Genomic DNA, 24,518 nt, shown 5'->3' with positions numbered 1-24,518 from the left:
ATTGCTTTTGGTGCTCATATACAGCAGAAAAGCCGGTCTCCAGTTTAGGTGAGACCGGCTTTGCGGCCGTAATAATCGCCTGCATCGACGACGTAAGCGACATAAATCACAGGACCAACGGGTTTATTGTCCACCCTGTGGGCAGCAGCCCGCGGGGCTGTCCCTGCCTATGCCTGCCGATTCCGGTAGGTGGCGACGGCGGCCGCCGCCTTCGTCACAATGTCCGGCGTGGTCACGTCATATGCCGCAGTCCCTCCACCTGGGCCACTGGGACCAGCCGCATCTTCCTGCCGCCGCGCAGAGAGATGAACGGCCGAGGCGCCGGCATCGAGCAAGGCCGGGATGTCCTCCACCCGCACGCCGCCGCCTGCCTGGATTTCCAAGCGGTCCCCGACACGGGCGGCCAGGGCGGCAATGACGCTGATCCCGTCGATGCTGCGGCTGGCGCAGCCGGAGGTCAAGACACGGGCGATGCCCAGTTCCAGCAGCCCGTCCACGAGTGCCTCCGGTTCCGGGCACACGTCAATGGCTCGGTGGAACGTCACTTCCAACCCGCCTGCCGCCGCAACCATCCGTCCTGTGGCTGCCACATCCAGCGCACCTCCTGGCAACAGGGCACCCACCACGACGCCGGCCACGCCGCTTCCGTTGGCCGCCCCACGTGCCAGCAACTCAACGTCGCGGACCATGACCCCCACCTCGGCTGAACTGTAGACAAAGCCTCCCTCGCGCGGACGGACCAACACGTGGACGCGTCCCGGGCCCGCGGCCTCCACGACCGCCGCCACCAGTCCAGAAGAAGGCGTCAGCCCACCGGTGGAAAGACCCGTGCAAAGCTCCACCCGGTCGGCGCCCGCGGCCATGGCTGCCCTGGCTCCGTCCGGGTCCTGCACCGCGATCTCGAGCATGGGCCGCGCCACCGCGCCCACCGCTACTGAATCCCAGTGATGCGGGCCACGGCCACGGCGGAGCCGCGCAATTCCTCAGGGATCTCCACCACGCCGCCGGTGGCAACGGTGGCGGCGCCCTCACCGGGGAGCCAGGCGATGCGTGCGGCATTGCGCAGCTCGGCCGGCAGCGTCAAGGAGCCTGCCGCGGGATCCATGGCGAGCACGAACAGCTCCCCACCCTTGGTGGTGTAGGAAACTGGGGAGCCGCCCAGACTGTCGCCGGGACGGTGCCACGGACGCGTACCGTAAATGGCTTCGCCGTTGCCCTCCAGCCAGCTGCCCATGGCGGCCATGGCAATTTCCTGCAACTCCGGAATGGAGCCGTCCGCGCGGGGGCCCACGTTGATCAGCAGGTTCCCGTTTTTGGATACGACGTCCACCAGGAGCCGGATGAGCTCCTCGCCTGACAGCGAGTGCTCGGGGCCCTCATCCTGGTTGTACCCGAAGGAGTAGCCCAGACCGCGGGTGGATTCCCAGGGCTGCTCGATGATGTTCTCCACGTGGCGGTATTCGCGCGTGAGGTAGCCGTGGTAAGGCACGCCCCAGCGGTCATTGACCACGCCTTCCGGCACGGCGTCAAAGTAGCGGCGCAACAGTGCGGCCACGGAGTGCTCGGAGGAGTCCTTGCCGCCGTCGGGCCATTCGATGTCGTTCCAGAGGATGTCCGGGGAGAAGCGCTCAACGAGTTCCTCCAGCTGGGCGGCGCTGTACTTGGCGAACTGCTCATCGTTGCGGCGGTAGCGGAACAGGTCCGTGTCCGATTCGATGGGCGGGAAGTCGCTCACATGCCAGTCAAGGGCACCGGAGAAGTAGACGCCGAACCGGGCACCGGAGGCGCGGGTGGCCGTGCCAAGTTCTGCAATGAGGTCACGCTTGGGGCCGCGCTTGACCGAGTTGAACTCGGTGGTTTCTGTATCCCACAGGCAGAAGCCCTCATGGTGCTTGGTGGTGGGCACAATGTACTGCGCCCCTGCGGCACGCAGTTTGCCCACGAAGTCAGCGGCGTCAAAGTTCCCCGCATCCCAGTGCTCGGCCAGGTCCTCATAGCTGGTTCCGGTGCCATAGAGCTCCTGGTGCCTGACCCAGCTGGGGCTGCCGGCAATCCGCACGGTGTTGCCGTACCACTCGGCGTACTGGTGATGGGCGTAGGCGTCCTCTGTGGGTACCCCGCCTTCCCCGTGGGCCGTGGCCCAGGCCGGGACCGAGTACAGGCCCCAGTGGATGAAGAAGCCCAACTTGGCGTCGCGGTACCATTCCGGCACCGCGTTCAACGGGTAGCTAGGTGCGTTGGCGCCGAAGTCCGGGCCCACCCGTGTTTCAAAATTCAGCATGGTTAAAACTCCTCAACCTTTCCGTCTTGCACCCGTGTGACAATTGCAGCCAGCTTCGGTTCCGGCCCGCCGGCGGCGAACGGGTACACCCCCGGGGCCAGGTTTTTGTGGCCCAGCCGCAGCAGGTCCTGGTCCACGCCGCCGGGCGTCAGGCCCAACTTCCAACCCGCGGCCAGTTCGTAGAGTTCAGGCTCCAGGTAGCCGATTTTTACGCAGACCACATCCATGGCGTGCGGGTCGATGCCCAGCATGGCGAAATCATGGATGTGGTGAAACGGCTTGCGTCGCTCGGTGATGATGGCGTGCACGCCACCGGACTTCACCACAACCTGCGTGCCTGCATCCTTGTCGCCGTCCGTGATGGAGAAGACAGTGCCCGAGATGGCTACGGGACCGCTGGGTCCGGAATCCACCCGGGCACCAACATTGAGGACAACCTCTCCCCCAACCCCTGCCTGCACGCATGCGGCCACGGCGGGGGCGTCAAAAATGGAGGCGTGCACCACTGTGGTGCTTCCGTCGGCAAATTCCGGCCGGGACAGCAATTGGCCCAGCGTCCAGGACACGTCCCCAGCACCACCTGCCGTGGGGTTGTCGCCGGAGTCGGAGACCACGTAGGGGCGCGGTGCGCCGTCGGCCAGGGCAGCGTCGAGGCTTTGGTCGAGAGGGAGGGCGTCGGCGACGAAAACAAATTCGTCGCGGGCATCCCAGTAAGCCTTCGCAAGCCGCTCCGCAGCTGCGCGAACCACGTCCGAGTCATGTCCGGTGACCACCACGGCCGCCTGGCAACGTGCCTCGTCGGCCCAGGCGTAGCCTACCCAGATGGCAGCGTCGATAACGCCGTCCAGTGCCTCAACTGCAGGAACGGCGGCGTAGAGGCTGCGTGCCGGTTCAATGCGCGTACTGGTCTTTTCGCCGGGCAACAGCACCGGGACTTGAAGCCACGCCTTGTACGGGCGGCGGGCGTCGACATCCGAGCCCGTCTCTGCCCGCAGGAGTTCCAGCATGTTGTGCACGGCGCGCTGCTTGGTGTTCCCGGCATCCTCGTGCGGTGCCATGCGGTAGCAGGTGATGAGATCGGACATGTCCAGCAGCTCGCGGGAGACGTTTCCGTGCAGGTCCATGGAGGTGGAGACAAAAGTGTCTGCGCCCAGTGCTTCACGCACTGCCTGGCCCAGGTCACCTTCGGCGTCTTCCATGCCGACAACGCTCATGGCACCGTGGATGTCGAACCAGAACCCGTCAAAGGGACCCTGGGTGCGAATGCCTTCCAGGATCTCCGCCTTGAGCCGCGCATAGGTGGCAGGGTCCACGGCACCGCCTGGCAGGGAGCGGGCCTGCACCAGGGGTACCCAGTCGGCTGCCTCACGGAGTTCGTCACCGGGGTTCAGGAAACCGTAGTACGCCATGAGCTCTTCGCCGCGGCGTTCGGTGAAGGCCTCGTCCCCGCTGATGTGCGGGCTGAAGGTGCTGGATTCAATGGCAATGCCGGCCACGCCGATGCGCGGACGCTGCAGTCCGCCCGTCGCTAGTGGGCGCAGCGGGCCGGTCCAAATCTGCGAGGCTTGCGCAGGCTCGGTCAGGTTCAACACGAGGATCCTTCTTTCATGGTGGTGGCGGGAATGGTTGAGGGGTCAAGCGTTGCCCAGGCGGCCGCCGCGGAGCCCAGCACGGCCGAGCTGCTGCCCAGGTTGCCGGGGTGGACGATGAGCGGGTAGCCGGAGACAGGCATGTTGTCCTTGAGCATCCGGATCAGGGGCGGTTCCAGCAGATCCCAGGCCCCACGCACACCGCCGCCCACCACCACATCCTGGACGTCCAGGAGGGTGGCCGTGGTGGAAATGGCCTGGCCCAGGGCAGCACCGGCCGTCTCGAAGGTTGCCCGCGCGTGGGCGTCCCCCATCCTGGCCAGTTGTGCAACTTGTTCGGCGCCGCCGGCTGCCCGGCCGGAGCGTTCGGCATATCGCTGGGCAATGGACCGGCCCGAGGCGAGCGTTTCCAGGTGCCCGATCTTCCCGCAGCTGCAACGCAGGGTGCTGAAGCCCGGCGTGTGACCAATCTCCCCGGCGGCTCCGCGGGGACCGTGAAACAAGCTCCCACCCAGAGCCAGGGCACCGCCCACGCCCGTGCCGAGCATGATGCCAATGGCGTTGCTGCACCCGGCCAGGGAACCGTACGACATTTCACCGCGCAGGAACGCGTTGACGTCGTTGTCGATCACGACGCCGGCGCCCAGCCGGGCAGACAGGTCCGCAGCGAGCGGGAATCCGGCCCAGTCGGTGAAGGATGCCGAGGCAGCCGTGACGACGCCGTTCTTTTGGTCAATGACGCCGGCGGCACCCACGCCCACGGCGAGAACGCGCTGCCCTAGGGTGGCCTCCAGCTGCCGGACCAGGGCGGCGGCGGCGGCGCTCATGGCGGCGCCGCCTTCCTTGGCCGGAGTGGGGATGGTGACCTGTGCCGCTATGGTGCCATCGGGCCGGCACAGGACTGCGGTGGTTTTGGTGCCACCCAGATCAATGCCGGCCACAACGTTGTTTGAACTGGCTGCAAACATGTCAGCGGCCACCCAGGCCCGCCATGGAGATCCCCTTGACGAGGTGCTTCTGGAGGGCAATGACCAAGATCGTGGTGGGAATCATGGAAATGATTGCCGCAGCCATTTGCAGGTCCCATCGGGTGCCGGTCAGTCCGGAGAATGATGCCAAGCCCACGGGAAGTGTGCCAAGGGAGTCGTAATCCACGGTGACAATGAGCGGCCACAGATAGCTGTTCCAAAATGACATGAAAGTGAACACGGCCAACACGGCTACAGCGGACTTGGCCAGGGGCAGGATGATCTGCAGGAAGCAGCGCAGCGGGCCTGCGCCGTCCACACGTGCGGCTTCTTCCAGCTCGTAGGGAATGCCGCGGAAGAACTGGCGCATGAGGAACGTGCCGAAGGCCGTGAACGCGAACGGCAGGATCAGGGCCTGGTAGGTGTCTACCCAGCCGAGCCACTGCATGAGGATGAACATGGGGATGACGGTGACTTCCTGGGGCACCATCAGAGTTGCCAAGAATAGGACGAACACGGCGTCCCGGCCCTTCCAGCGGAGCCGGCCGAACGCGTAGCCGGCGGTGGTGGACACAATCAGCACCACGATGGTGCCTGCGATGGCCACGAAGAACGAGTTCCCGATGTACGTGACGAACGGGCCATAGGAGAAGACGTCGGCGAAGTTGCTCCAACGGATTTCCGAGCCGACCAAGCGCGGCGGCATGGCGAACATTTCACCGTTGGGCTTCAGCGCGGAGAAAAACGCGTACACCAGGGGCGAGAGGAAGAGCGCCGCCGCCAGGTAGATGCAGAAGTGGGCAATGATCAGGCGAACGCGTTCGCCCCGGCTCATGGGGGGCCGGCTCCTGCGGACCTTCTTCTTTGGCGCGTTGGTCTTCTCGACGTCGCGGCGGGAGCGGGTCGCATTTTCCTGGACATCAGTGCTCATAGTGCACCCACTTCTTCTGCACGGCGAACTGCCCTGCTGTCAGGCCGATAATGATGGCGAACAGTATCCAAGCGGCTGCGGCCGCGAGGCCCAGGTCCTGGAACTTGAAACCTTGGTTGTAGATGAACTGCACCAGCGGCTGGGTGGCGTTGCCGGGGCCGCCGCCGGTCAGCAGCTGCGGCTGCACGAACACCTGGAGCGCAGAGATCATGGTCATCACGCTGGCAAAGAAGATGGACGGCGAGATGAGCGGCATCTTGACCTTCCACAACAGCAGCAACCCGCGGGCACCGTCGAGCTTGGCGGCTTCCATGACAGAGTCCGGCAGTTGTTCCAGGGCAGCGGAGAAAATGAGCATGTTGTAGCCCAGGCCTTGCCATACGGACATCATGACCACCATGACCATGGCCCACTGGGGATCGGCCAGAAAGTTGGGCAGCTGCAGGCCGAAGAATTCAATGGACAGGCCGTTGAGCAGGCCCTGGGGCTGCAGGATCATCTTCCACACCAGGACGTTGGCCACCATGGGAGTCACCACGGGGATGAAGAACAGGATGCGCAGTGCGGCGCGGCCACGGATGCGTTCGTGCAGTGCAAGCGCCAGGGTGAGCGAGAGGATGACGCTCAGGGGCACGTACATGATCGTAAACAGCGCCGTGTTGCGCAGTGCCGGCCAGAAGTCCGGGCTGTCGTTGAAGAGTTTGGTGTAGTTGTCGAAGCCAATAAACTTCTTCTCGCCAAAGGTGGGCCAGTCGAAGAATGCCATGACAATGGACAGCACCACTGGCAACACGGTGAACAGGGCCAGCCCGGCCAGGGCTGGGCTGACGAAGCCCAGCGCCTGGCGCGATTCTGCCTTGGCCAACGCGCCGCGGCGGCGGTCGGTTGCGGTGTAGATCATGAGGGGGAACTTCCTGGATTGCTTACTTGGCGAACTGCTGCTGGGCGGATTCGAGCACCTTGGACATGGAGTCCTGCCCGTTGAATACGCTCACCAGGTTCGGCTGGATGAATGTGCCCACCTTGGACCACTGGTCGTTGACGCGCTGTCCTTCGACGTTTTCAAATGCCGCCTCGAAGACGCTCTTGACCTGGTCGCGGTACTTGGCATCAATGGTTTCGAAGTACAGCGGCTGCGACGCCAGGCGTGCCGGGTAGCTGCGGCCCGAGGAGGCAATGTAGTCCTGGGACTTGGTGCCAAGCAGTGATCCGAGGACCTTCAGGGCGCCTTCCTTGTTCTTGCATTCCTTGGATACGCCGTAGCCGGAGCCCAGGACGAGTCCCAAGGCGCCGTCCTTGCCTGCCGGCAGTGGCGCCATTCCGGCTGCGAAGCCGGAATCGTTGTTCAAGTAGCCCACGGCATTCCAGGTGCCGTCCACCGCCATGGCGGCGTTGCCGCTGGTGAACTGGTTCTCGCCCCAACCAGTGTCCGATGCACTGGCAACGGGAACTGCCACCTTTTCCTTGGTGACCAGACCGGCGTACCATTCCGAGGCCGCCACAAAATCGGGGTTGGTCAAATCCAGGGTGCCATCTTCCTTGACTGGCTGGACGCCTGCTTTGGAGATGGGCAAAGCCTGCCACTGGAAATCACCCATGCCCACGGCGAAGCCGGACTTGCCGTCCTTGGTGGCTTCTTTGGCCGTCTTCTCAAAATCGCTGAATGTCCAGCCAATCTTCGGAGTGGTGGCGCTGGCGGCCTTAAGCAGGTCTTCGTTGTAGAAGGTGAGCATGGTGGACATGTCGAACGGGACGCCGAACATGGTGCCCTTGTTTTTGAGGATATCCAAGGCACCCGGCGCGAAGTCCTCCTCGGCCAGCCCTGCAGCGTTCATATCCTCGGCAGTCAGTTCGGCGAAGCCTGCGGTGTAGCCCGAGAGCATGCCTGAGTTCATACCGGAGATGCAGGCCATGTTGCCCGATGCCATGTTGGTGGTCATCTTGGTGAAGTAGTCGCCCCAGGGGGCGGTGCGCAGGGAAATGTCCAGGTCCGGGTTCTCCTCTTTGGCGATTGCCAGCTGCGCCTCAAGAGCAGCGGTGTCGTCCTCGCTGCCCGACCACATGTCAATGACAATGCTGTCCGAGGAAGCATCGGCACCCGTTGTGCCACCCCCGCAGCCGGTCAGTGCCAGTGAGGTGGCGGCTGCAACCGCCATGATGCCGATGTGTGCTTTCTTCATTGAAAATCTGCTCCTCAGTTCTCGGCACGGCAATGCCAAGGCTTGTATCGACGAATGATTATGTGTGCAACGCGACGCATTTATGCTACTTACTTCGACATACGAACTAACTTTCGTTTTCCATCGCGTAAAGTAATCATGGCAGATGAGACCTGTATCTCAAAGTCATTCGTCCGACCTTTGGCGGTAAAATCCATATTTTTGTTTGGATACAGCCTCATTGCTTCCATTACGACGGTGCAGCCGACGCCCGCCCATGTCCCTGGTTAGTTCGACCCGAAGGAAAACCATGCATCAATCTGTGCCCACGCCGTCAATCCCCGCACAGGCGCAGCAGATCATTGCCCTCGTGGCCCACGGCACTGCCACCACGCGCGCCGAGCTTGCCAAGAGCCTGCGACTGGCACCGTCAACGGTCTCGTTGAGGATTGCCGAACTGACCGGGCTCGGCATCCTGGCCGAGAATGGCACGGGCGCATCCAAGGGAGGACGCAAACCACGGCTGTTGCGCTTGGACGAGGCAGGCGGACAGGTGCTCACAGCGGACCTCGGCGGCCGACACGCCCGGCTGGGCCGTTTCTCACTGACCGGCGCGCTTCTGGCCACAACCACCGTCCCTGTGAGCGTGGAAGCCGGTCCCGAGACCACCCTTGAGGCCGTTGTTGAGGCGTGGAGGAAACTCGCAGGTGGAGAGGCTGCGGCCCTGAGTGGACTGCGCGGCGTAGGCATTGGCCTACCCGGTCCCGTAGACGTCAACACGGGCACCGTTCAGCTGCCCTCGCGCATGCCGGAATGGTCCGGCTTCCCGGTCCGGGCGTGGCTTGAGGAGAAGACCGGACTTCCATCCGTGGTGGACAACGACGCCAACCTCAGCGCGTTGGGTGAGCACCACGCGAGCCTGGGTCCCCGGCAGCACAGCATCACAGTCAAGGCAGGCACGGCCATCGGCAGCGGAATCATAGTGGCCGGCGAACTACACCGCGGCGCATCCGGCGCCGCTGGGGACGTCACTCACACTCGGGTTGAAGCCGCGGCGAACGAGCCCTGCACCTGCGGAAACATGGGATGTTTAGAGACCATTGCCAGTGGCGCGGCGCTGGTGAGGCTGCTGCGAGGACAAGGCCTGGACGTGGCTACCACCGAGGACGTGCTGACGCTCGTGAACCTCGCCAACCCGCTGGCCACCACGGGACTGCGCACGGCCGGCACTCACCTGGGAGGGGTGCTCTCCAGCATTGTAAACTTCTTCAACCCGGATTCTTTATTCCTGACCGGCCGGCTGGCGTCCAGTGAACTGTTCATCGCCGCAGTCCGCAGTCGCGTGTACGAGGGCTGCCACCCACTCACGACCCAAAACCTGCATATTGGTGCCGCCTGCACGGGCCAGGATTCGGGGCTGCGCGGGGCAGCACGGCTGGTACTGGAGCGCGTCCTGGCAGACTTGGGCCCTGGGCAGTAGCCCTACCAAACCGCTAGGCCGCCTAAAAACAGTATGACGGCCCTTCCGTACCCGGGAGGGTACGGAAGGGCCGTCATATTTGGTGCCACACACCTCAAGGAGGCTGGACGCATGCACTTATGGATCCCAAGCACGGGCGCGCCAGCGGTTCCGCCTGGGGCAAATGATGATCCCTAGCGGGCTACGGAGCCTTCGGTGTAGTCGTCGCTGTTGGAGATCCAGGAGAACAGTCCTCGCAGTTCGCGGCCGGTGGCCTCGATCGGGTGGTCCTCGCCCTTCTTGCGCAACGCCTTGAATTCAACACCGCCGTTGTCCTGGTCCTCAATGAAGCGCTTGGCGAAGGCACCACTCTGGATGTCCGCGAGGACAGCCTTCATGTTTTCCTTCACCTCGGGGGTGATGACGCGCGGACCGGAGACGTAGTCGCCGTATTCGGCGGTGTCCGAGACGCTCCAGCGCTGCTTGGCAATGCCACCTTCCCACATGAGGTCAACAATGAGCTTGAGCTCGTGCAGCACCTCGAAGTAGGCGATCTCGGGCTTGTAGCCGGCTTCGGTGAGAACTTCGAAGCCGTACTGGACCAACTGTGAGGTACCGCCGCACAGCACTGCCTGCTCGCCAAAGAGGTCGGTTTCAGTCTCTTCGGTGAAGGTGGTCTCGATTACGCCGGCACGGGTTCCACCAATGCCCTTGGCGTAGGAAAGGGCCAGGGCCTTGGCGTTGCCGGTGAAGTCCTGCTCCACGGCAATCAGGTCGGGAATGCCGCGGCCGGCCTCAAATTCGCGGCGCACGGTGTGGCCCGGCGCCTTGGGGGCAACCAGGGCCACGTCAACGTCGGCCGGGGGCGTGATGTAGCCAAAGCGGATGTTGAAGCCGTGGCCAAAGAACAGGGCGTCGCCGGCCGACAGGTTCGGGGCGATGTCTTCGGCGTACACGAAGCGCTGGACCTGATCCGGGGTGAGGATCATGATCAAATCGGCTTCCTTCGTAGCCTCGGCAACGCTGAGCACGCGCAGGCCCTCGGCTTCGGCCTTGGCAATGGACTTGGAACCTTCCTTGAGGCCAACGCGTACGTCGACGCCGGAATCGCGCAGGCTCAGTGCATGCGCGTGGCCCTGGCTGCCGTAGCCAATGACGGCGACCTTGCGGCCCTGGATGATGGACAGGTCGGCGTCGTCGTCGTAAAACATGTCGGTCACTGTGGAACTCCTTGAATAAATGGTGGGTGAAGCTGTGATGAAAAGTGTTTTTGCTGCGCGGCCCCGCAGGGGCCAGGCCTAGGAAGCCTTCAGCGCCCGATCGCTCATGGAGCGGGATCCCCGCCCAATGGCCAGGGTGCCCGACTGCACGATTTCCCGGATGCCAAAAGGCTCCAGAACGTTCAGCAGGGCAGCGAGCTTGTCTGCATAGCCGGTGGCTTCAATGGTGAGTGAGTCTGTGGACACATCCACCACCGAGGCCCGAAAGAGGTCTGCGGCTTGGGTGACCTGCAGCCTTGTCGCGGCGTCCGCACGCACCTTGACCAGGATGTGGTCCCGCTGCACGGAATTCTCTGACACCAATTCAACGATCTTGATGACGTTGATTAGTTTATTCAGCTGTTTGGTGACTTGTTCAATCAAGTCGCCGTCGGCGTCGACCACCACCGTCATGCGGGAGATGCCGGCATTTTCAGTGGGTCCAACGGCCAGGGAGTTGATGTTGAAGGCGCGGCGGGCAAACATGCTGGCCACGCGGGTCAAAACGCCCGGCTTGTCCTCAACGAGGACGGAAAGGGTGTGCCGTGTCATTGCTAGTCCTCCTCATCCCATACCGGGGTCATGTTGCGGGCCACTTGGATTTGGTCGTTGCTGACGCCCGAGGGCACCATGGGCCACACCATGGAGTCGGGGCTGACCACAAAGTCAATGACCACCGGACGGTCATTGATGGCCAGGGCCGCCTCAATGGTGGCGTCAATGTCCTCCACCCGTTCACAGCGCAGGCCCACGCAGTCGTAGGCGTCGGCGAGCTTGACAAAGTCGGGCACGCGAATGGTGTCATGACCGGTGTTCAAATCGGTGTTGGAATAGCGGCTTTCGTAAAACAGCGTCTGCCACTGGCGCACCATGCCCAAGGAGGAGTTGTTGATCACCGCCACCTTGATGGGGATGTTGTTGATCCGGCAGGTGGCCAGCTCCTGGTTCGTCATTTGGAAACAGCCGTCACCGTCAATGGCCCAGACCACGCGGTCGGGGTTGCCCACCTTGGCGCCCATGGCCGCGGGAACCGAGTACCCCATGGTGCCGGCACCGCCGGAGTTGAGCCAGGAACGGGAGCGCTCGTACTTGATGAACTGCGCGGCCCACATCTGGTGTTGGCCCACACCTGCCACATAAACACCTTCGGGGCCGGTGAGCTCGCCAATGCGTGAAATCACCCGTTGCGGGGACATCAGGCCGTCTTCGGGCTCTGTCCATCCCAGCGGGTAGGTGTCGCGCAGGTTGCCCAAAAAGGCCCACCAGTCACCGAGGTCGGAGGGCCCGTTGGCTTCGAACTCGGCCCTGACGGCGGCGGCCAAATCCGGGATGATCTCCTTGACCGAGCCAACGATCGGCACGTCGGCTGAGCGGTTCTTGGAAATTTCCGCCGGATCAATGTCGGCGTGAATGACCTTGGCGTGCGGAGCGAAGCTGCTGAGCACACCCGTGACGCGGTCGTCAAAGCGCGCACCCAGGGTGATCAGCAGGTCCGACTGCTGCAGCGCCGTGACTGCCGACACTGTCCCGTGCATGCCGGGCATGCCCACGTGCAGCGGGTGCGAATCCGGGAAGACCCCCCGGGCCATCAAGGTGGTGACCACGGGTGCACCGGTCAGTTCCGCCAGGACCATCAGTTCCGCGGAGGCGTTGCCCTTGAGCACTCCGCCTCCCACGTACAGCACCGGCTTCTTGGCTTCGCGGATGAGCCGGGCGGCTTCGCGCAATTGCTTCGAATGGCCACGGAAGACCGGGCGGTAGCCGGGCAGATCGATCACGGGAGGCCAGGAGAAGGTCATCTGGCCCACCTGGGCATCCTTGGAAACGTCCACCAGGACGGGGCCGGGACGTCCGGTGGAGGCCAGGTGGAATGCTTCGGCCAGAATGCGGGGAATTTCGTTGGGATCCGTCACCAGGTAGGAGTGTTTGGTGATGGGCATGGTGATGCCCACAATGTCCGCCTCCTGAAAGGCGTCGGTGCCGATCACGGCGCTGGAGACCTGGCCCGTGATGGCAACCAGGGGAACCGAATCCATGTGCGCATCCATGATGGCGGTGACCAGGTTGGTGGCCCCCGGCCCCGACGTGGCGATGCAGACGCCAACTTCCCCCGTCACCATGGCATAGCCTTGGGCGGCGTGTCCGGCGCCTTGTTCGTGGCGTACCAGCACGTGGTTGAGCGAGGAAGCCATCAGCGGGTCGTAGGTGGGCAAAATGGCGCCGCCGGGAAGTCCAAAAATGTCCTTGACGCCGAGCTCCTCCAAGGAGCGCACCAATGCCTCGGATCCGCTCATCCGCACGGGCGCCACAACATTGTTGGGACCCACGACGTCGGAACTTGCGTGGAGGGTGCTCACGGCACCGGAGGCGGCAGCAGACGCAGCGCCGGGCCCGGAGGATTTGGTTGCCATCAGCGCTGGGCTGGCGGGCGTTCCTTTACTCATCGGTTCTTCCTTTGGGTAACTCATCTTTTACGAAGGTACTGCTTGATGTGGTTGCACCCATTGCTGTGCTGGACGCAGTGGTTCGAGTTGCCGCTGGTGGTGGAAACAAAAAAACCCCTCAGCCCATAAGGCTCTCAGCGAGGGGTATGCACGTGGTGTGGCGCCCTGTCATTGGAGCGTCACGGGAGCCTTGACCGTGGGTGTGGTCAGTTGCGTCACGCGCTAGCTAATGACGGTTACAAGCTTTGATTGCATGTGATCAGTCTCCCGTTTAACGCGCATAAGTGTCAAACACGGCACCCCGCGTCTCATTATTTGGACGCCCTGTCCAACAGGTGGTCAAGGGTGCGGGGCGCGGGGATGACTTGACCCTGACGCCGCGAAGCCCTTGCGGACAGACGGCAGGGGCGGCCCCGACGTTGGCATGGCAGCCGATCGGCACCCCCGCCAGGAGAAACGCCCGGCGCCAAGGCCCCGCAGAAGCCCCCTCAGGCGCTTTTTCAGCTCCCCTAGCCGCAGTAGGCGCCGGTGGAGGCGCTGTTGACGAGTTTGGCGTACTTGGCCAGAACCCCGGTGGTGAACTTGGGTGCCAGCGGCGTCCACTTTTCCCTTCTGGACTGCAGCTCGGCGTCATCCACCAACAGCTCAAAGGACCGGGCCGCGATGTCCACCCTGATCCTGTCGCCGTCATGCACCAGGGCAATGGGACCGCCGTCGGCCGCCTCCGGGGCCACATGTCCTATGCACAGGCCCGTGGTGCCGCCGGAGAAGCGTCCATCGGTGAGCAGCAGCACCTCCTTCCCCAGCCCGGCCCCCTTGATGGCACCGGTGATGGCCAGCATCTCCCGCATGCCCGGGCCGCCCTTGGGACCTTCATAGCGGATCACCACCACGTCCCCGGCATGGATCCGGCCCGCATCCAGGGCCTCCAGGGCGCTTTGTTCGCGTTCAAAGACCCTTGCGGTGCCCTCAAACACATCCAGGTCAAAGCCTGCACTCTTGACCACGGCACCTTCCGGAGCCAGCGAACCATGCAGGATGGTGATCCCGCCGGTTTTGTGAATGGGATTATCCAAGGCCCGCAGCACCTTGCCATCGGGGTCCGGGGGGCTGATCTCGGCCAGGTTCTGCGCCACGGTCCTGCCCGTGACGGTGAGGGCATCGCCATGGAGGAGTCCGGCGTCGAGCAGTGCCTTCATGACCACTGGCACGCCGCCAATCTTGTCCACGTCATGCATGACGTAGCGGCCAAAGGGTTTCAGATCGCCCAAATGCGGGATCCGGTCGCCAATCCGGTTGAAGTCGTGGAGGCTCAAGTCCACTTCCGCCTCCCGGGCAATGGCCAAAAGGTGCAGCACGGCATTGGTGGAGCCCCCAAACGCCATGGTCACGGCGATGGCGTTTTCAAAGGCTTCCTTGGTCATGATGTCCCGGGCCCGGATTCCGGATTTCAACAAATTGACCACTGCCTCACCGGACCTGCGGGCATACATGTCCCGGCGCCGGTCGGCGCTGGGCGGGGCGGCGGAGCCGGGGAGGGACATGCCCATGGCCTCGGCTATGCACGCCATGGTGTTGGCGGTGTACATTCCCCCGCACGCCCCCTCCCCCGGGCAAATGGCGCGTTCAATGCTGTCCAAATCCTTCAGGCTCATCTTCCCGGCCGCACAGGCACCCACCGCCTCAAAGGCATCAATGAGCGTGACCTCCTTCTCCGTGCCGTCCTCCAACTTCGCAAAGCCGGGCATGATGGAGCCCGCATAGAGGAATACGCTGGCGAGGTTCAGGCGGGCGGCCGCCATGAGCATGCCGGGCAGGGACTTGTCGCAGCCGGCCAGCAGCACCGATCCGTCCAGGCGCTCAGCCATCATGACAGTCTCCACCGAGTCGGCAATGACCTCACGGGAGACCAGCGAAAAGTGCATGCCCTCGTGGCCCATGGAAATGCCGTCGGAAACCGAAATGGTGCCAAACTGCATGGGAAAGCCGTCGGCGGCAAAGACGCCTTCCTTGGCGCCCTGGGCCAGGCGGTTCAGGGAAAGGTTGCAGGGGGTGATTTCATTCCATGAACTGGCCACGCCAATCTGCGGTTTCCGGAAGTCGTCGTCGCCCATCCCCAGGGCACGGAACATGCCGCGCGCCGGGGCGGCATGGATTCCGTCGGTGACGGCCCGGCTGCGGGGCTTGATGTCCGGCACGGCTGCGGGGGCAGGCACTGCGGCAGGGGCTTCGTTTGCGGCATCCGATTCAACACTCATGGGGCCAGTCTAGGGTGGGCCCGTGAGGCAAGTCACGAACCGGGGAAGGTGAAATTGTGATTCACACCGCAAAAAACGGGATCTGGGATTTTCGATTTCACACCAGGAGGAAAAAGCAGTATAGTTTCATGTCGTTGCGATGAACACGCCGGACACAATCCAGCAGTGGGAATCAGCAGTGGAAAGATGCACCTCTAGCTCAATTGGCAGAGCAATTGACTCTTAATCAATGGGTTTCCGGTTCAAGTCCGGAGGGGTGCACTGCCAAGACCGCTCCGGCACTGGCAACAAGCAGTGCCGGAGCGGTTTTTTACTGCTCCAACAACCCGCACCTCTAGCTCAATTGGCAGAGCAATTGACTCTTAATCAATGGGTTTCCGGTTCAAGTCCGGAGGGGTGCACCACCAGGAACCGCCCCCGTCCGGCAGCTGCCCGACGGGGGCGGTTCTTTTGCTGTGCCCCGGCCCGCGCCACCAAACGGCACCGGCTAGGCTGGAGGGAGTGCCCAAACCACCTACCCGGCCCCGCTTTGACGCGGCGCCCGAGGAGCAGTCAATGACAACACGTCTCGTCCCGGGGGATGCAGCTCCCCTGTTCAGCCTGCCCACCGCCGGTGCAGGCACCACCTCCCTGACCGATTTTGCCGGTCAGCGCGTGATCCTGTTCTTCTACCCGGCCGCCATGACCCCGGGTTGCACCAAAGAAGCCTGCGACTTCCGTGACAACCTGGCTTCCCTGCAGTCCCACGGCTACCAGGTGCTGGGCATTTCCCCCGATCCCGTGGCCAAGCTGGAAAAGTTCGCGGCCCGGGATGGTTTGAGCTACCCGCTGCTCAGCGATGAGGACCATGCGGTGGCGCTTGCCTACGGCGCCTGGGGGGAAAAGAAGAACTACGGCAAGAGCTACCAGGGCCTGATCCGTTCCACCGTGGTGATCGGCCCGGAAGGTGGCGTGGAAGTTGCCCAATACAACGTGCGGGCCACCGGGCATGTGGCCAAGTTGCGCCGGGACCTGAAGATTGCCGACGCACCCGCACACCAGCTTGGCTAAAACGCCAAAGAACCCCGCCATCAAGCCCGGCGGGGTTCTTTTTTTCTGGTGCGCAAGAGGGGACTTGAACCCCTACGCCCGAAGGCACAGGTACCTAAAACCTGCGTGTCTACCAATTCCACCACTCGCGCAGGTGCATTGAAACAACAATCATAATACCGTCCCGGCGCAGCTTCCCTGACCACAAGGCAGCCGCGGGAAGCCCCCCGGCACCTGAAGCCCACAGCCGGGGCCACTAGGATAAGTGGCGCAAGGCCATGCCAGCCCGGCCCATTGCATCACCGCCCACCGAGGAGAAACACCACGTGCCCAGCACCACCGGACCTCTGCAGAGGGTGGCCCGCCGCGCCCTGACGCTCGCCGCCGTCGTCTTGCTTGCGGCCACGGGATGCACCGGCGCACCCCAGCCGGCAATCGACCCGCCGGCGAGCTCCCCGCCGGTGCCGGCGGTGTTTAATTTCGGGACCGGCTCGGACCCCTCGGGCTTTGACCCGGCCCTGGTCTCGGACACGGAATCGTTCCGGGTCACGCGGCAGATCCTGGAGGGCCTGCTCACCATTGACCCCGTCACGGGAACCCCTGCGCCCAGCCTGGCCACCGAATGGCAGGAATTGGACAATGGGCTGAGCTATTCCTTCACCCTGCGGCCGGACGTGACGTTCCACGACGGCACCGCCTTTGATGCACAGGCCGTCTGCACCAACTTTGAGCGCTGGTACGCCCTGGGCGAGGCCACCCGGGGTGACGGTTCGCTGGCCATGTTCAAGCAGGTCTTCCGGGCCTTCTCCGACGACCCCGAAAATTCCATTTACCAAGGCTGCAGCGTCCAGGCGCCGCTGGCAGTGACCATCTCCTTGAAAACCCGGCTGACGGGCTTTTTGCAGGCGCTGACCCTGCCGGCCTTTGCCATTTCCTCACCCACCGCCCTGGAAGCTGGAACAGCCAATGTGTCGGACAGCACCTTCGCCGGCGCCAAGGTCTCCAAATATGGCCTGCACCCCGTGGGCACCGGCCCCTTCACCTTCACCACCGCGGAGCCCGGCGCCGTCACCATGAAGGCCTATCCGCGCTACTGGGGTGAAAAAGGTGAAATCACCACCTTGAACTTCATCACCTTTGAGCAGCCGGAAACCCGTTTTGCCGCATTGCAGGACGGCTCCTTGGACGGTTTCGACCCCGTCACCCCCGGAAACTTTGACAAGTTGATCAAGAGCGGCCAGCAGGTGCTTCAACGCGACCCGTTCTCCGTCATGTATCTGGGCATCAACCAAAAGAATCCCGTGTTGGCCGATCAAAAGGTGCGTGAAGCCATTGCGGCGGCGATTGACAAGAGCGCCATTGCCGCAAACCATTTCATTGCCGGCACAGCCACCACCGCACAGTTCATTCCACCCAAACTCAGCGGCTTCAACAATGCCGTTGAAGGAATAGCCTACGATCCCGCCAAGGCCAAGGAACTCCTGGCGGACTCCTCCTACCAGGGCCAGGCGCTGGAGTTTTATTACCCCACCAATGCGGCGCGGACCTATCTGCCCTCCCCGGAGAAGGTCTACGCCCAAATTGCCGCCGGTCTCACGGCAGCCGGCTTCAACATCAAGCCCGTGCCGATTCCCTGGAACGAAGGCTACGTCAATGCCGTCAAGGCCGACGGCGGCCACGCCTTGAGTCTGCTGGGCTGGAACGGCAGCTATGCGGACCCCGACAATTTTGTGGGACCCCTTTTTACCGCTGACAGCGCCGAGCTGGGCATGAACGATCCCCAGCTGTTCTCCAAGATCACCCGTGCGCGCGGGATGCCCAACGGACCGGACCGGGTTCAGGCCTATGAATCCATCAGCAAGCAGCTTGCGGCCACGGTGCCGGCAGTTCCCATCGCGTTCCCCATTTCCGCCATTGCCCTCTCGGACAGGGTGGCCTCCTATCCCCTGAGTCCGGTGTTGAACGAGGTTTTCAACCAGGTGAAACTGGTTCCGCGCAAGGATTAGCCCGCCGCCGCCCCGGGCCACAGGCGTCCGTTCCTGGGGAGGGTGTCCAAAGCATGGATTTATGCATCCGCTCCTTGCCGCGATACGCTTCTAGCGCTAGGAAGAGCCTCTAACGGAGTTGACTGTGACCTTCATTTCGAACACCAAAGACGCTGACGTCGTACTCATCGGAGGCGGCATCATGAGCGCCACGCTGGGCGCCATGCTCAAGCAACTCGAACCGAGCTGGAAAATTGCGCTGTTTGAACAGCTCGACACCCCCGGCCTGGAATCCTCCAGCCCGTGGAACAACGCCGGCACCGGCCACTCCGCGCTCTGTGAACTCAACTATTCCCCGGTGGCCAAGGACGGCTCCGTGGATCCCAGCAAGGCCATCCAGATCAACGAACAGTTCCAGCTTTCACGCCAGTTTTGGGCGCATCTGGTGGATGAATCGCTGATTGGCTCACCCAAGGGTTTCATTAACACTGTCCCGCATATGAGCTTCGTCATAGGCGAGGCGCACCGGAAGTTTTTGAAGGCCCGGCATGAGGCGCTGAAGTCCAGCCCGCTCTTTGCCTCCATGAAGTACTCCGAGGATCCCGGCACCATCAGCCAGTGGGCCCCGCTGGTGATGACGGGCCGTGATCCTGCGCAGATGGTCACAGCCACCCACGCCCCCGAGGGCACGGACGTGGACTTTGGCGCGCTGACCCGCGAGATCCTGGGCTACCTGGGCAGCAACGGGGTGGAGATCAGCTACAACACCTCCGTCACCGACGTCTCCAAGACCTCCGACGGCGGTTGGGACGTCTCGCTCAAGCACCCCTCCTCCGGTGAGCGTGGCAGGATCAAGGCCAAGTTCGTCTTCATTGGCTCCGGCGGCGGGGCCCTGCACCTGCTGCAGAAGTCCGGCATTCCTGAAGGCAAGGGCTTTGGCGGCTTCCCCGTCTCGGGCCAGTTCTTCAGGTGCACGGATGAAAAAACGGCCTCCCAGCACAGCGCCAAGGTCTACGGCCAGGCGTCCGTGGGGGCACCCCCCATGAGTGTGCCGCACCTGGACACCCGCTATGTCGACGGCAAGCGTTCGCTCCTGTTCGGCCCCTACGGCGGATTCTCCACCAAGTACCTCAAAACCGGCAGCTACCTGGACCTGCCCGGTTCCATCCGGCCCGGGAACTTGATTCCCATGTTGGCGGTGGGCAAGGACAACCTGGATCTGGTCAAGTACCTGGTGAGTGAGGTGACCAAGTCCCGCGCCGGCAAGGTGGAGGCACTGCACGAGTACTTCCCCGAGGCCGACGGCGAAAACTGGGAGCTTATTACAGCCGGCCAGCGTGTGCAGATCATTAAAAAGGACCACAAGAAGGGTGGCGTGCTGCAGTTCGGCACCGAGGTCATCACGGCCGCCGATGGCACCTTGTCAGCCCTGCTTGGCGCCTCCCCCGGGGCCTCCACTGCGGTGCCCATCATGATCGAACTGCTGCAGCGCTGCTTCCCGCGCAAGTTCAAGCTGGAATGGCAGGACACCCTGCGCACCATGATGCCCACCTTCGGCACCAAGCTCAATGACAACCCCGGGCTCTTTGAGACCACGCTGGCCAACACGGCGGCATCACTGCAGTTGAAGTAGCGGTTCCACCAGGGACACACCCGGCGCTCCCTCGGGCCCGGACATGAATGGCATGAAGCACTGGGAGTGGTTTGATGTTTAAATTGGCCAAAATGTCGCTGGGCAACCGGGCGTTGATTGCCCTCATCACCATTTTTGCCATGGTGTTTGGTGTCATCACGCTCGGTTCCCTCAAGCAGGAGCTCATTCCCAGCATTGAGTTCCCGCAAATCACAGTGGTGTCCGCCATGCCCGGGGCGTCCCCGGCAGTGGTGGACAAGCAGGTCAGCGAGCCCCTTGAGGCTGCGCTGAATGCGGTGGAGGGGCTGGAATCAAGCACCTCCACCTCCCGCAGCGGCTTTTCCACCATCAACTTGTCCTTCACCTATGGCACCAACCTTGACCGGGCCCGCAACCAGGTTGACCGCGCCATCTCCACGGTGGGCCAAAATCTGCCCGAGGGTGTGACGCCGCAGCCGGTGGCTGGGAGCATCAACGACTTCCCCATCGTGTTTTTGGCTGTCTCCTCCGACCTGGACCTGGCGGCACTGAACACTGAGCTCCAGCGCACCGGCGTGCCCAAACTCATGAAGATTGAGGGTGTGCGCAGCGCCGACGTCAGTGGCGCGAACTCCCAACACATTGAAATCCTGCCGGATCCGGCAAAAATGGCGGCCGCCGGCGTCAACCCTGGCTCCCTGGCCAAGGCCTTGGAGAACAATGGCACCCTGGTGCCCGTCGGTCAGCTCAGCACCGAAGGCACCACCCTGTCCATCCAGGCCGGCAGCCCGGTGGATTCGCTCGACGCCGTGAAGGCCCTGCCGCTGGCGGATTCAAGCTCCAGCGGCGCCGCACCCACCATTGGCTCTGTGGCTTCGGTGGCCCTGGCCGATGATCCCACCACCTCCATCACCCGCACCAACGGCGAACCCACCCTGGCGCTGTCCATCACTAAAAAGCCTGCCGGTGACACCGTTTCCCTCTCGCACCAGATCACTGAGGTGCTGCCGGAAATTGCCGCGGCCATGGGCAACAACACCACCTTCACCACTGTCCTGGACCAAGCGCCCTTCATTGAAAAGTCCATCCACGACCTCACCGTGGAGGGGCTGCTGGGGCTGGGCTTTGCAGTGGTGGTCATCTTGATCTTCCTCATGTCCGTGCGCTCCACGCTGGTCACTGCGATCTCCATCCCGCTGTCGTTGCTGGTGACGTTCATTGGGCTGTGGGCCACGGGCTATTCGCTGAACATCCTCACCCTGGGCGCACTCACCATTGCCATTGGCCGGGTGGTGGATGACTCCATTGTGGTCATTGAGAACATCAAGCGGCATTTAAGTTACGGGGAGGACAAGAAGCAGGCCATCTTGACAGCCATTGGGGAGGTGGCTGCTGCCATTACGGCGTCCACCCTGACCACGGTGGCAGTGTTTTTGCCCATTGCCTTCGTCGGCAGCCTCGCCGGAGAGCTCTTCCGCCCCTTTGCGTTGACGGTGACCATGGCGCTGGTGGCTTCGCTGCTGGTGTCGCTGACCATTGTGCCGGTGCTGGCCTACTGGTTCCTCAAGTCCACCCCCGTGGGGGCGCCTGCAGCTGCCCCGGACGACGCCGGCACCGCCCCGGGCGCGGCCGCCGGCAGTGCGCCCAACACTGCCGAAGCGCAGGAACGTGCCACACGGCTGCAGCGCGGCTACCTGCCCATTTTGGCGAAAACCCAAAAGCATCCGGTGGTGACCCTCATTGCCGGCGGCGTGATCTTGGCGGCCACCTTGGCCATGGTCCCGTTCCTGCCCACCAACCTGCTGGGCAACACCGGACAAAACAGCCTCAGCATTGAGCAGGAGCTGCCGCCGGGGACCAGCTTGGACGTCACGGCGCGGGCGGCGGAAAAGGTTGAGGATGCACTTGCCGGCATTGCGGGTGTGAGCGATGTCCAGGTAAGCATTGGCAACGGCTCCAGCGGCTTTGCGGCCCTGCTGTCCTCCGGCGCCTCCAGTGCCTCCTTTCAGGTCATCACCGACCCCGATGCGGATCAAGTTGCCCTCCAGGGCCAGGTGCGCACCGCGGTGGAGGGGATCCAGGACGCCGGTGAGATCACCTTGGCCGCGCAGGGCGGGGGTCTGGGCATGTCCGGCACCGTGGACATCACCCTCAAATCCACCACCGGCGACGAGCTCCAGGAGGCCAGCGACACCTTGCTGGCGGCCCTGGCCGACCTCCCCGGCGCCCAGTCCGTGGCCAGCAACCTCAGCGGTTCCCAGCCGGTGGTGCAGGTGAACGTAAACCGGGCCAAGGCCGTTGCTGCCGGTCTGGATGAACAGCAGATCACCGGCCTGCTGGCGGCAACCGTCAGCCCGCTTCCGGGCGGCACCGTGCGGATTGACACCAATGACTACCCTGTCCAGATTGGGCTCGGAACCAGCTTTGACTCAATTGCGGCACTGGCGGCAGCCCAAATCCCCACGGCCGCAGGTCCCGTGGCGCTTTCCAGTGTTGCCACCGTCGAAGAGGTCCAGACCCCCTTGACCGTCACCTCTTCCGATGGCCAGCGCACAGCCACCATTTCCATCACCCCCGAAAACGATGCCCTGGGTTCCCTCAGCTCAGAGGCGCAAAAGCGCCTGGACGCGACCAGCCTGCCGGCGGGCACCGTGGCTGAACTCGGCGGCGCCGCCTCGCAGCAGAGCGAGTCGTTCCAGCAACTGGGCCTGGCCATGCTGGCTGCCGTTGCCATTGTGTACATCATCATGGTGGCCACCTTTAAATCGCTTATCCAGCCGCTGATTCTGCTGGTGTCCATTCCCTTTGCCGCCACGGGGGCCATTGCCCTGCTGCTCATCACAGGCATTCCGCTGGGTCTGCCGTCCTTGATCGGGCTGCTCATGCTGGTGGGCATTGTGGTCACGAACGCCATTGTGCTCATTGACCTGATCAACCAGTACCGGCTGCCCGCGCAGGGGCGGCCAGGCATGAACGTGGCCGATGCCATTGAACATGGCGCCCGGCAACGCCTGCGCCCCATCCTCATGACGGCCCTGGCAACCATTTTTGCCTTGACTCCCATGGCCTTGGGATTGACGGGCAGCGGCGGTTTCATTTCCCAGCCCCTGGCGGTGGTGGTGGTCGGCGGGCTCGTCTCCTCCACAGCCCTGACCCTGGTGTTGGTGCCGGTGCTTTACCGCCTCATTGAGGGCCGCCGGGAGCGCAGGGACCTCATCAAGTCCCTGCACGTGGTGCATCAGCCCGGCCGTCCGGCAGCGGGGGCAGAGGGCAAAGCCGGTTTCCAGGACTGGACCACAGGGGCCATTCCCAAGGTCCGCGGCCGCCGCGCCGCCAACGACTAGCAGCCGGGGAACATATTGGTCCAGGGTCTGGTTGTCTCCTATAATAGATACAAACGCATATATCTCGCGGTGATCCCGTGAGCAGAGGAGCGCACCATGCAGTTCGGAATTTTCAGTGTTGGCGACATCACCATGGACCCCACCAACGCACACACCCCCACCGAGCACGAGCGCCTCAAGGCCATCACCACCATTGCCAAGCACGCTGAAGACATTGGCATGGACGTCTTTGCCACCGGCGAGCACCATAATCCGCCGTTCTACCCCAGCTCCCCCACCACCATTTTGGCCTACATTGCCGCGCAGACCAGCAAGATCATCCTCTCCACCGCCACCACCCTCATCACCACCAATGACCCGGTGAAGATCGCGGAGGATTTTGCCACCTTGCAGCACCTCTCCGACGGCCGCACCGACCTTGTGCTGGGCCGGGGCAATATGGGCGCCGTCTATCCCTGGTTCGGCAAAAACAACCAGGACTCGGTGGAGCTGACAGTGGAGAACTACGCCCTGCTGCGCCGCCTCTGGGATGAGGAGGTCGTCAACTGGGAAGGGAAGTTCCGCACCCCGCTGCGCGGCTTCACGGCCACGCCCCGCCCGCTGGACGGCGTTGCCCCCTTCGTCTGGCATGGTGCCATCCGGACCCCGCAAATTGCTGAAATAGCCGCCTACTATGGCGACGGCTTCTTTGCCAACAACATTTTTTGGCCCAAGGAGCACTACATCAATCTCATCAATCTTTACCGCGAGCGTTACGCCCACTATGGCCACGGCACACCGGAGCAGGCCATTGTGGGTTTGGGCGGCCAATTCTTCATCCGTAAAAACTCACAGGACGCCGTCAATGAATTCCGGCCCTACTTTGACAATGCGCCGGTCTACGGCCACGGTCCGTCCATGGAGGACTTCACCTCGCAGACTCCGCTGACAGTGGGCAGCCCTGCGGAAATGATTGAAAAGACCCTGGCCTTCCGCGACTACTTCGGTGACTACCAACGCCAGCTTTTCCTCATTGACCACGCGGGCCTGCCGCTGAAGACCGTGCTGGAGCAGCTGGACCTGTTCGGCTCCGAGGTTCTGCCCACCCTGCGTGCGGAGTTCGCCAAGGACCGCCCCGCCTCCGTGCCCCACGGCCCCACCTTCGCGGAGCGCCGGGCCGCCGCCGGCGTCGAAGCGGCACACGCGCAGGGAGTGAAGTAG

The 24,518-nt window shown here is 63.3% G+C and carries 17 protein-coding genes and 3 tRNA genes; 8 read left to right on the top strand and 12 right to left on the bottom strand.

Annotation, left to right across the window (positions count from 1 at the left end):
- Window positions 1-167: 167 nt before the first annotated feature.
- From ACFUCV_RS05970 to ACFUCV_RS05940, 7 genes are all read right to left on the bottom strand, one after another.
- Window positions 168-908, bottom strand: coding sequence for a copper homeostasis protein CutC (locus ACFUCV_RS05970; protein WP_380813270.1), 741 nt, complete (start codon window positions 906-908; stop codon window positions 168-170).
- 23 nt (window positions 909-931) lie between these two features.
- On the bottom strand, window positions 932-2,281 hold the full coding sequence (locus tag ACFUCV_RS05965) for an alpha-L-fucosidase (protein ID WP_380813267.1): 1,350 nt from the start codon (window positions 2,279-2,281) through the stop codon (window positions 932-934).
- Window positions 2,282-2,283: 2 nt separating this feature from the next.
- Window positions 2,284-3,798 carry a M81 family metallopeptidase gene (locus ACFUCV_RS05960; RefSeq protein ID WP_380813353.1) on the bottom strand — a complete coding sequence of 505 codons (1,515 nt, stop codon included), beginning with the start codon at window positions 3,796-3,798 and terminating at the stop codon, window positions 2,284-2,286.
- A 68-nt stretch (window positions 3,799-3,866) separates the two neighbouring features.
- Complete coding sequence (locus ACFUCV_RS05955) at window positions 3,867-4,850, bottom strand: ROK family protein (RefSeq protein WP_380813264.1); 984 nt, start codon at window positions 4,848-4,850, stop codon at window positions 3,867-3,869.
- Complete coding sequence (locus tag ACFUCV_RS05950) at window positions 4,840-5,769, bottom strand: carbohydrate ABC transporter permease (protein WP_380813262.1); 930 nt, start codon at window positions 5,767-5,769, stop codon at window positions 4,840-4,842. The genes ACFUCV_RS05955 and ACFUCV_RS05950 overlap by 11 nt, the downstream gene beginning before the upstream one ends.
- Complete coding sequence (locus ACFUCV_RS05945) at window positions 5,759-6,670, bottom strand: carbohydrate ABC transporter permease (RefSeq protein WP_380813259.1); 912 nt, start codon at window positions 6,668-6,670, stop codon at window positions 5,759-5,761. Before ACFUCV_RS05945 ends, ACFUCV_RS05950 begins: the two co-directional genes overlap by 11 nt.
- Window positions 6,671-6,692: 22 nt before the next feature.
- Window positions 6,693-7,949, bottom strand: coding sequence for an ABC transporter substrate-binding protein (locus tag ACFUCV_RS05940; protein ID WP_380813256.1), 1,257 nt, complete (start codon window positions 7,947-7,949; stop codon window positions 6,693-6,695).
- A gap of 289 nt (window positions 7,950-8,238) precedes the next feature.
- Here ACFUCV_RS05940 and ACFUCV_RS05935 point away from each other — a divergent pair, with 289 nt between their 5' ends.
- Complete coding sequence (locus tag ACFUCV_RS05935; RefSeq protein ID WP_380813251.1) at window positions 8,239-9,408, top strand: ROK family protein; 1,170 nt, start codon at window positions 8,239-8,241, stop codon at window positions 9,406-9,408.
- Between the two features lie 173 nt (window positions 9,409-9,581).
- Here ACFUCV_RS05935 and ilvC read toward each other — a convergent pair whose 3' ends face one another.
- The 4 genes from ilvC to ilvD form a co-directional block, all read right to left on the bottom strand.
- Entirely contained in the window at window positions 9,582-10,607 is a 1,026-nt protein-coding gene (ilvC, locus tag ACFUCV_RS05930) for a ketol-acid reductoisomerase (RefSeq protein WP_380813248.1), read from the bottom strand.
- 78 nt (window positions 10,608-10,685) lie between these two features.
- Window positions 10,686-11,198, bottom strand: coding sequence for an acetolactate synthase small subunit (ilvN, locus tag ACFUCV_RS05925; protein ID WP_380813246.1), 513 nt, complete (start codon window positions 11,196-11,198; stop codon window positions 10,686-10,688).
- 2 nt (window positions 11,199-11,200) lie between these two features.
- Window positions 11,201-13,090 carry an acetolactate synthase large subunit gene (locus tag ACFUCV_RS05920; protein ID WP_380813243.1) on the bottom strand — a complete coding sequence of 630 codons (1,890 nt, stop codon included), beginning with the start codon at window positions 13,088-13,090 and terminating at the stop codon, window positions 11,201-11,203.
- Between the two features lie 509 nt (window positions 13,091-13,599).
- Window positions 13,600-15,348 (bottom strand): dihydroxy-acid dehydratase, encoded by a 1,749-nt coding sequence (gene ilvD, locus ACFUCV_RS05915; protein WP_380813240.1) that lies wholly within the window; start codon window positions 15,346-15,348, stop codon window positions 13,600-13,602.
- A 188-nt stretch (window positions 15,349-15,536) separates the two neighbouring features.
- On the opposite strand from ilvD, the gene ACFUCV_RS05910 reads away from it, so the two are divergent.
- The 3 genes from ACFUCV_RS05910 (at window position 15,537) to bcp (ending at window position 16,398) form a co-directional block, all read left to right on the top strand.
- Window positions 15,537-15,609, top strand: a tRNA-Lys gene (locus ACFUCV_RS05910).
- Between the two features lie 67 nt (window positions 15,610-15,676).
- Window positions 15,677-15,752: transfer RNA gene (locus ACFUCV_RS05905), tRNA-Lys, on the top strand.
- Window positions 15,753-15,903: 151 nt separating this feature from the next.
- The gene (bcp, locus tag ACFUCV_RS05900) at window positions 15,904-16,398 is read left to right on the top strand and encodes a thioredoxin-dependent thiol peroxidase (protein WP_380813237.1); all 495 of its coding nucleotides are present in this window, start codon (window positions 15,904-15,906) and stop codon (window positions 16,396-16,398) included.
- 46 nt (window positions 16,399-16,444) lie between these two features.
- Here bcp and ACFUCV_RS05895 read toward each other — a convergent pair.
- Window positions 16,445-16,529, bottom strand: a tRNA-Leu gene (locus tag ACFUCV_RS05895).
- 174 nt (window positions 16,530-16,703) lie between these two features.
- On the opposite strand from ACFUCV_RS05895, the gene ACFUCV_RS05890 reads away from it, so the two are divergent.
- From ACFUCV_RS05890 to ACFUCV_RS05875, 4 genes are all read left to right on the top strand, one after another.
- Window positions 16,704-18,383: an ABC transporter substrate-binding protein gene (locus ACFUCV_RS05890; RefSeq protein ID WP_380813234.1), complete on the top strand. Its 1,680-nt coding sequence runs from the start codon at window positions 16,704-16,706 to the stop codon at window positions 18,381-18,383.
- A gap of 124 nt (window positions 18,384-18,507) precedes the next feature.
- The gene (locus ACFUCV_RS05885; protein WP_380813231.1) at window positions 18,508-19,995 is read left to right on the top strand and encodes a malate:quinone oxidoreductase; all 1,488 of its coding nucleotides are present in this window, start codon (window positions 18,508-18,510) and stop codon (window positions 19,993-19,995) included.
- A gap of 74 nt (window positions 19,996-20,069) precedes the next feature.
- Complete coding sequence (locus ACFUCV_RS05880; RefSeq protein ID WP_380813228.1) at window positions 20,070-23,318, top strand: efflux RND transporter permease subunit; 3,249 nt, start codon at window positions 20,070-20,072, stop codon at window positions 23,316-23,318.
- A gap of 96 nt (window positions 23,319-23,414) precedes the next feature.
- Window positions 23,415-24,518 carry an LLM class flavin-dependent oxidoreductase gene (locus tag ACFUCV_RS05875; protein ID WP_380813225.1) on the top strand — a complete coding sequence of 368 codons (1,104 nt, stop codon included), beginning with the start codon at window positions 23,415-23,417 and terminating at the stop codon, window positions 24,516-24,518.

The organism is Specibacter sp. NPDC057265, from assembly GCF_042668835.1.
In the GTDB taxonomy this organism is placed as follows: Bacteria; Actinomycetota; Actinomycetes; order Actinomycetales; family Micrococcaceae; genus Specibacter.
Note: the sequence above shows the minus strand (reverse complement) of the source record. Positions and strands in the feature narration are given on the sequence as shown.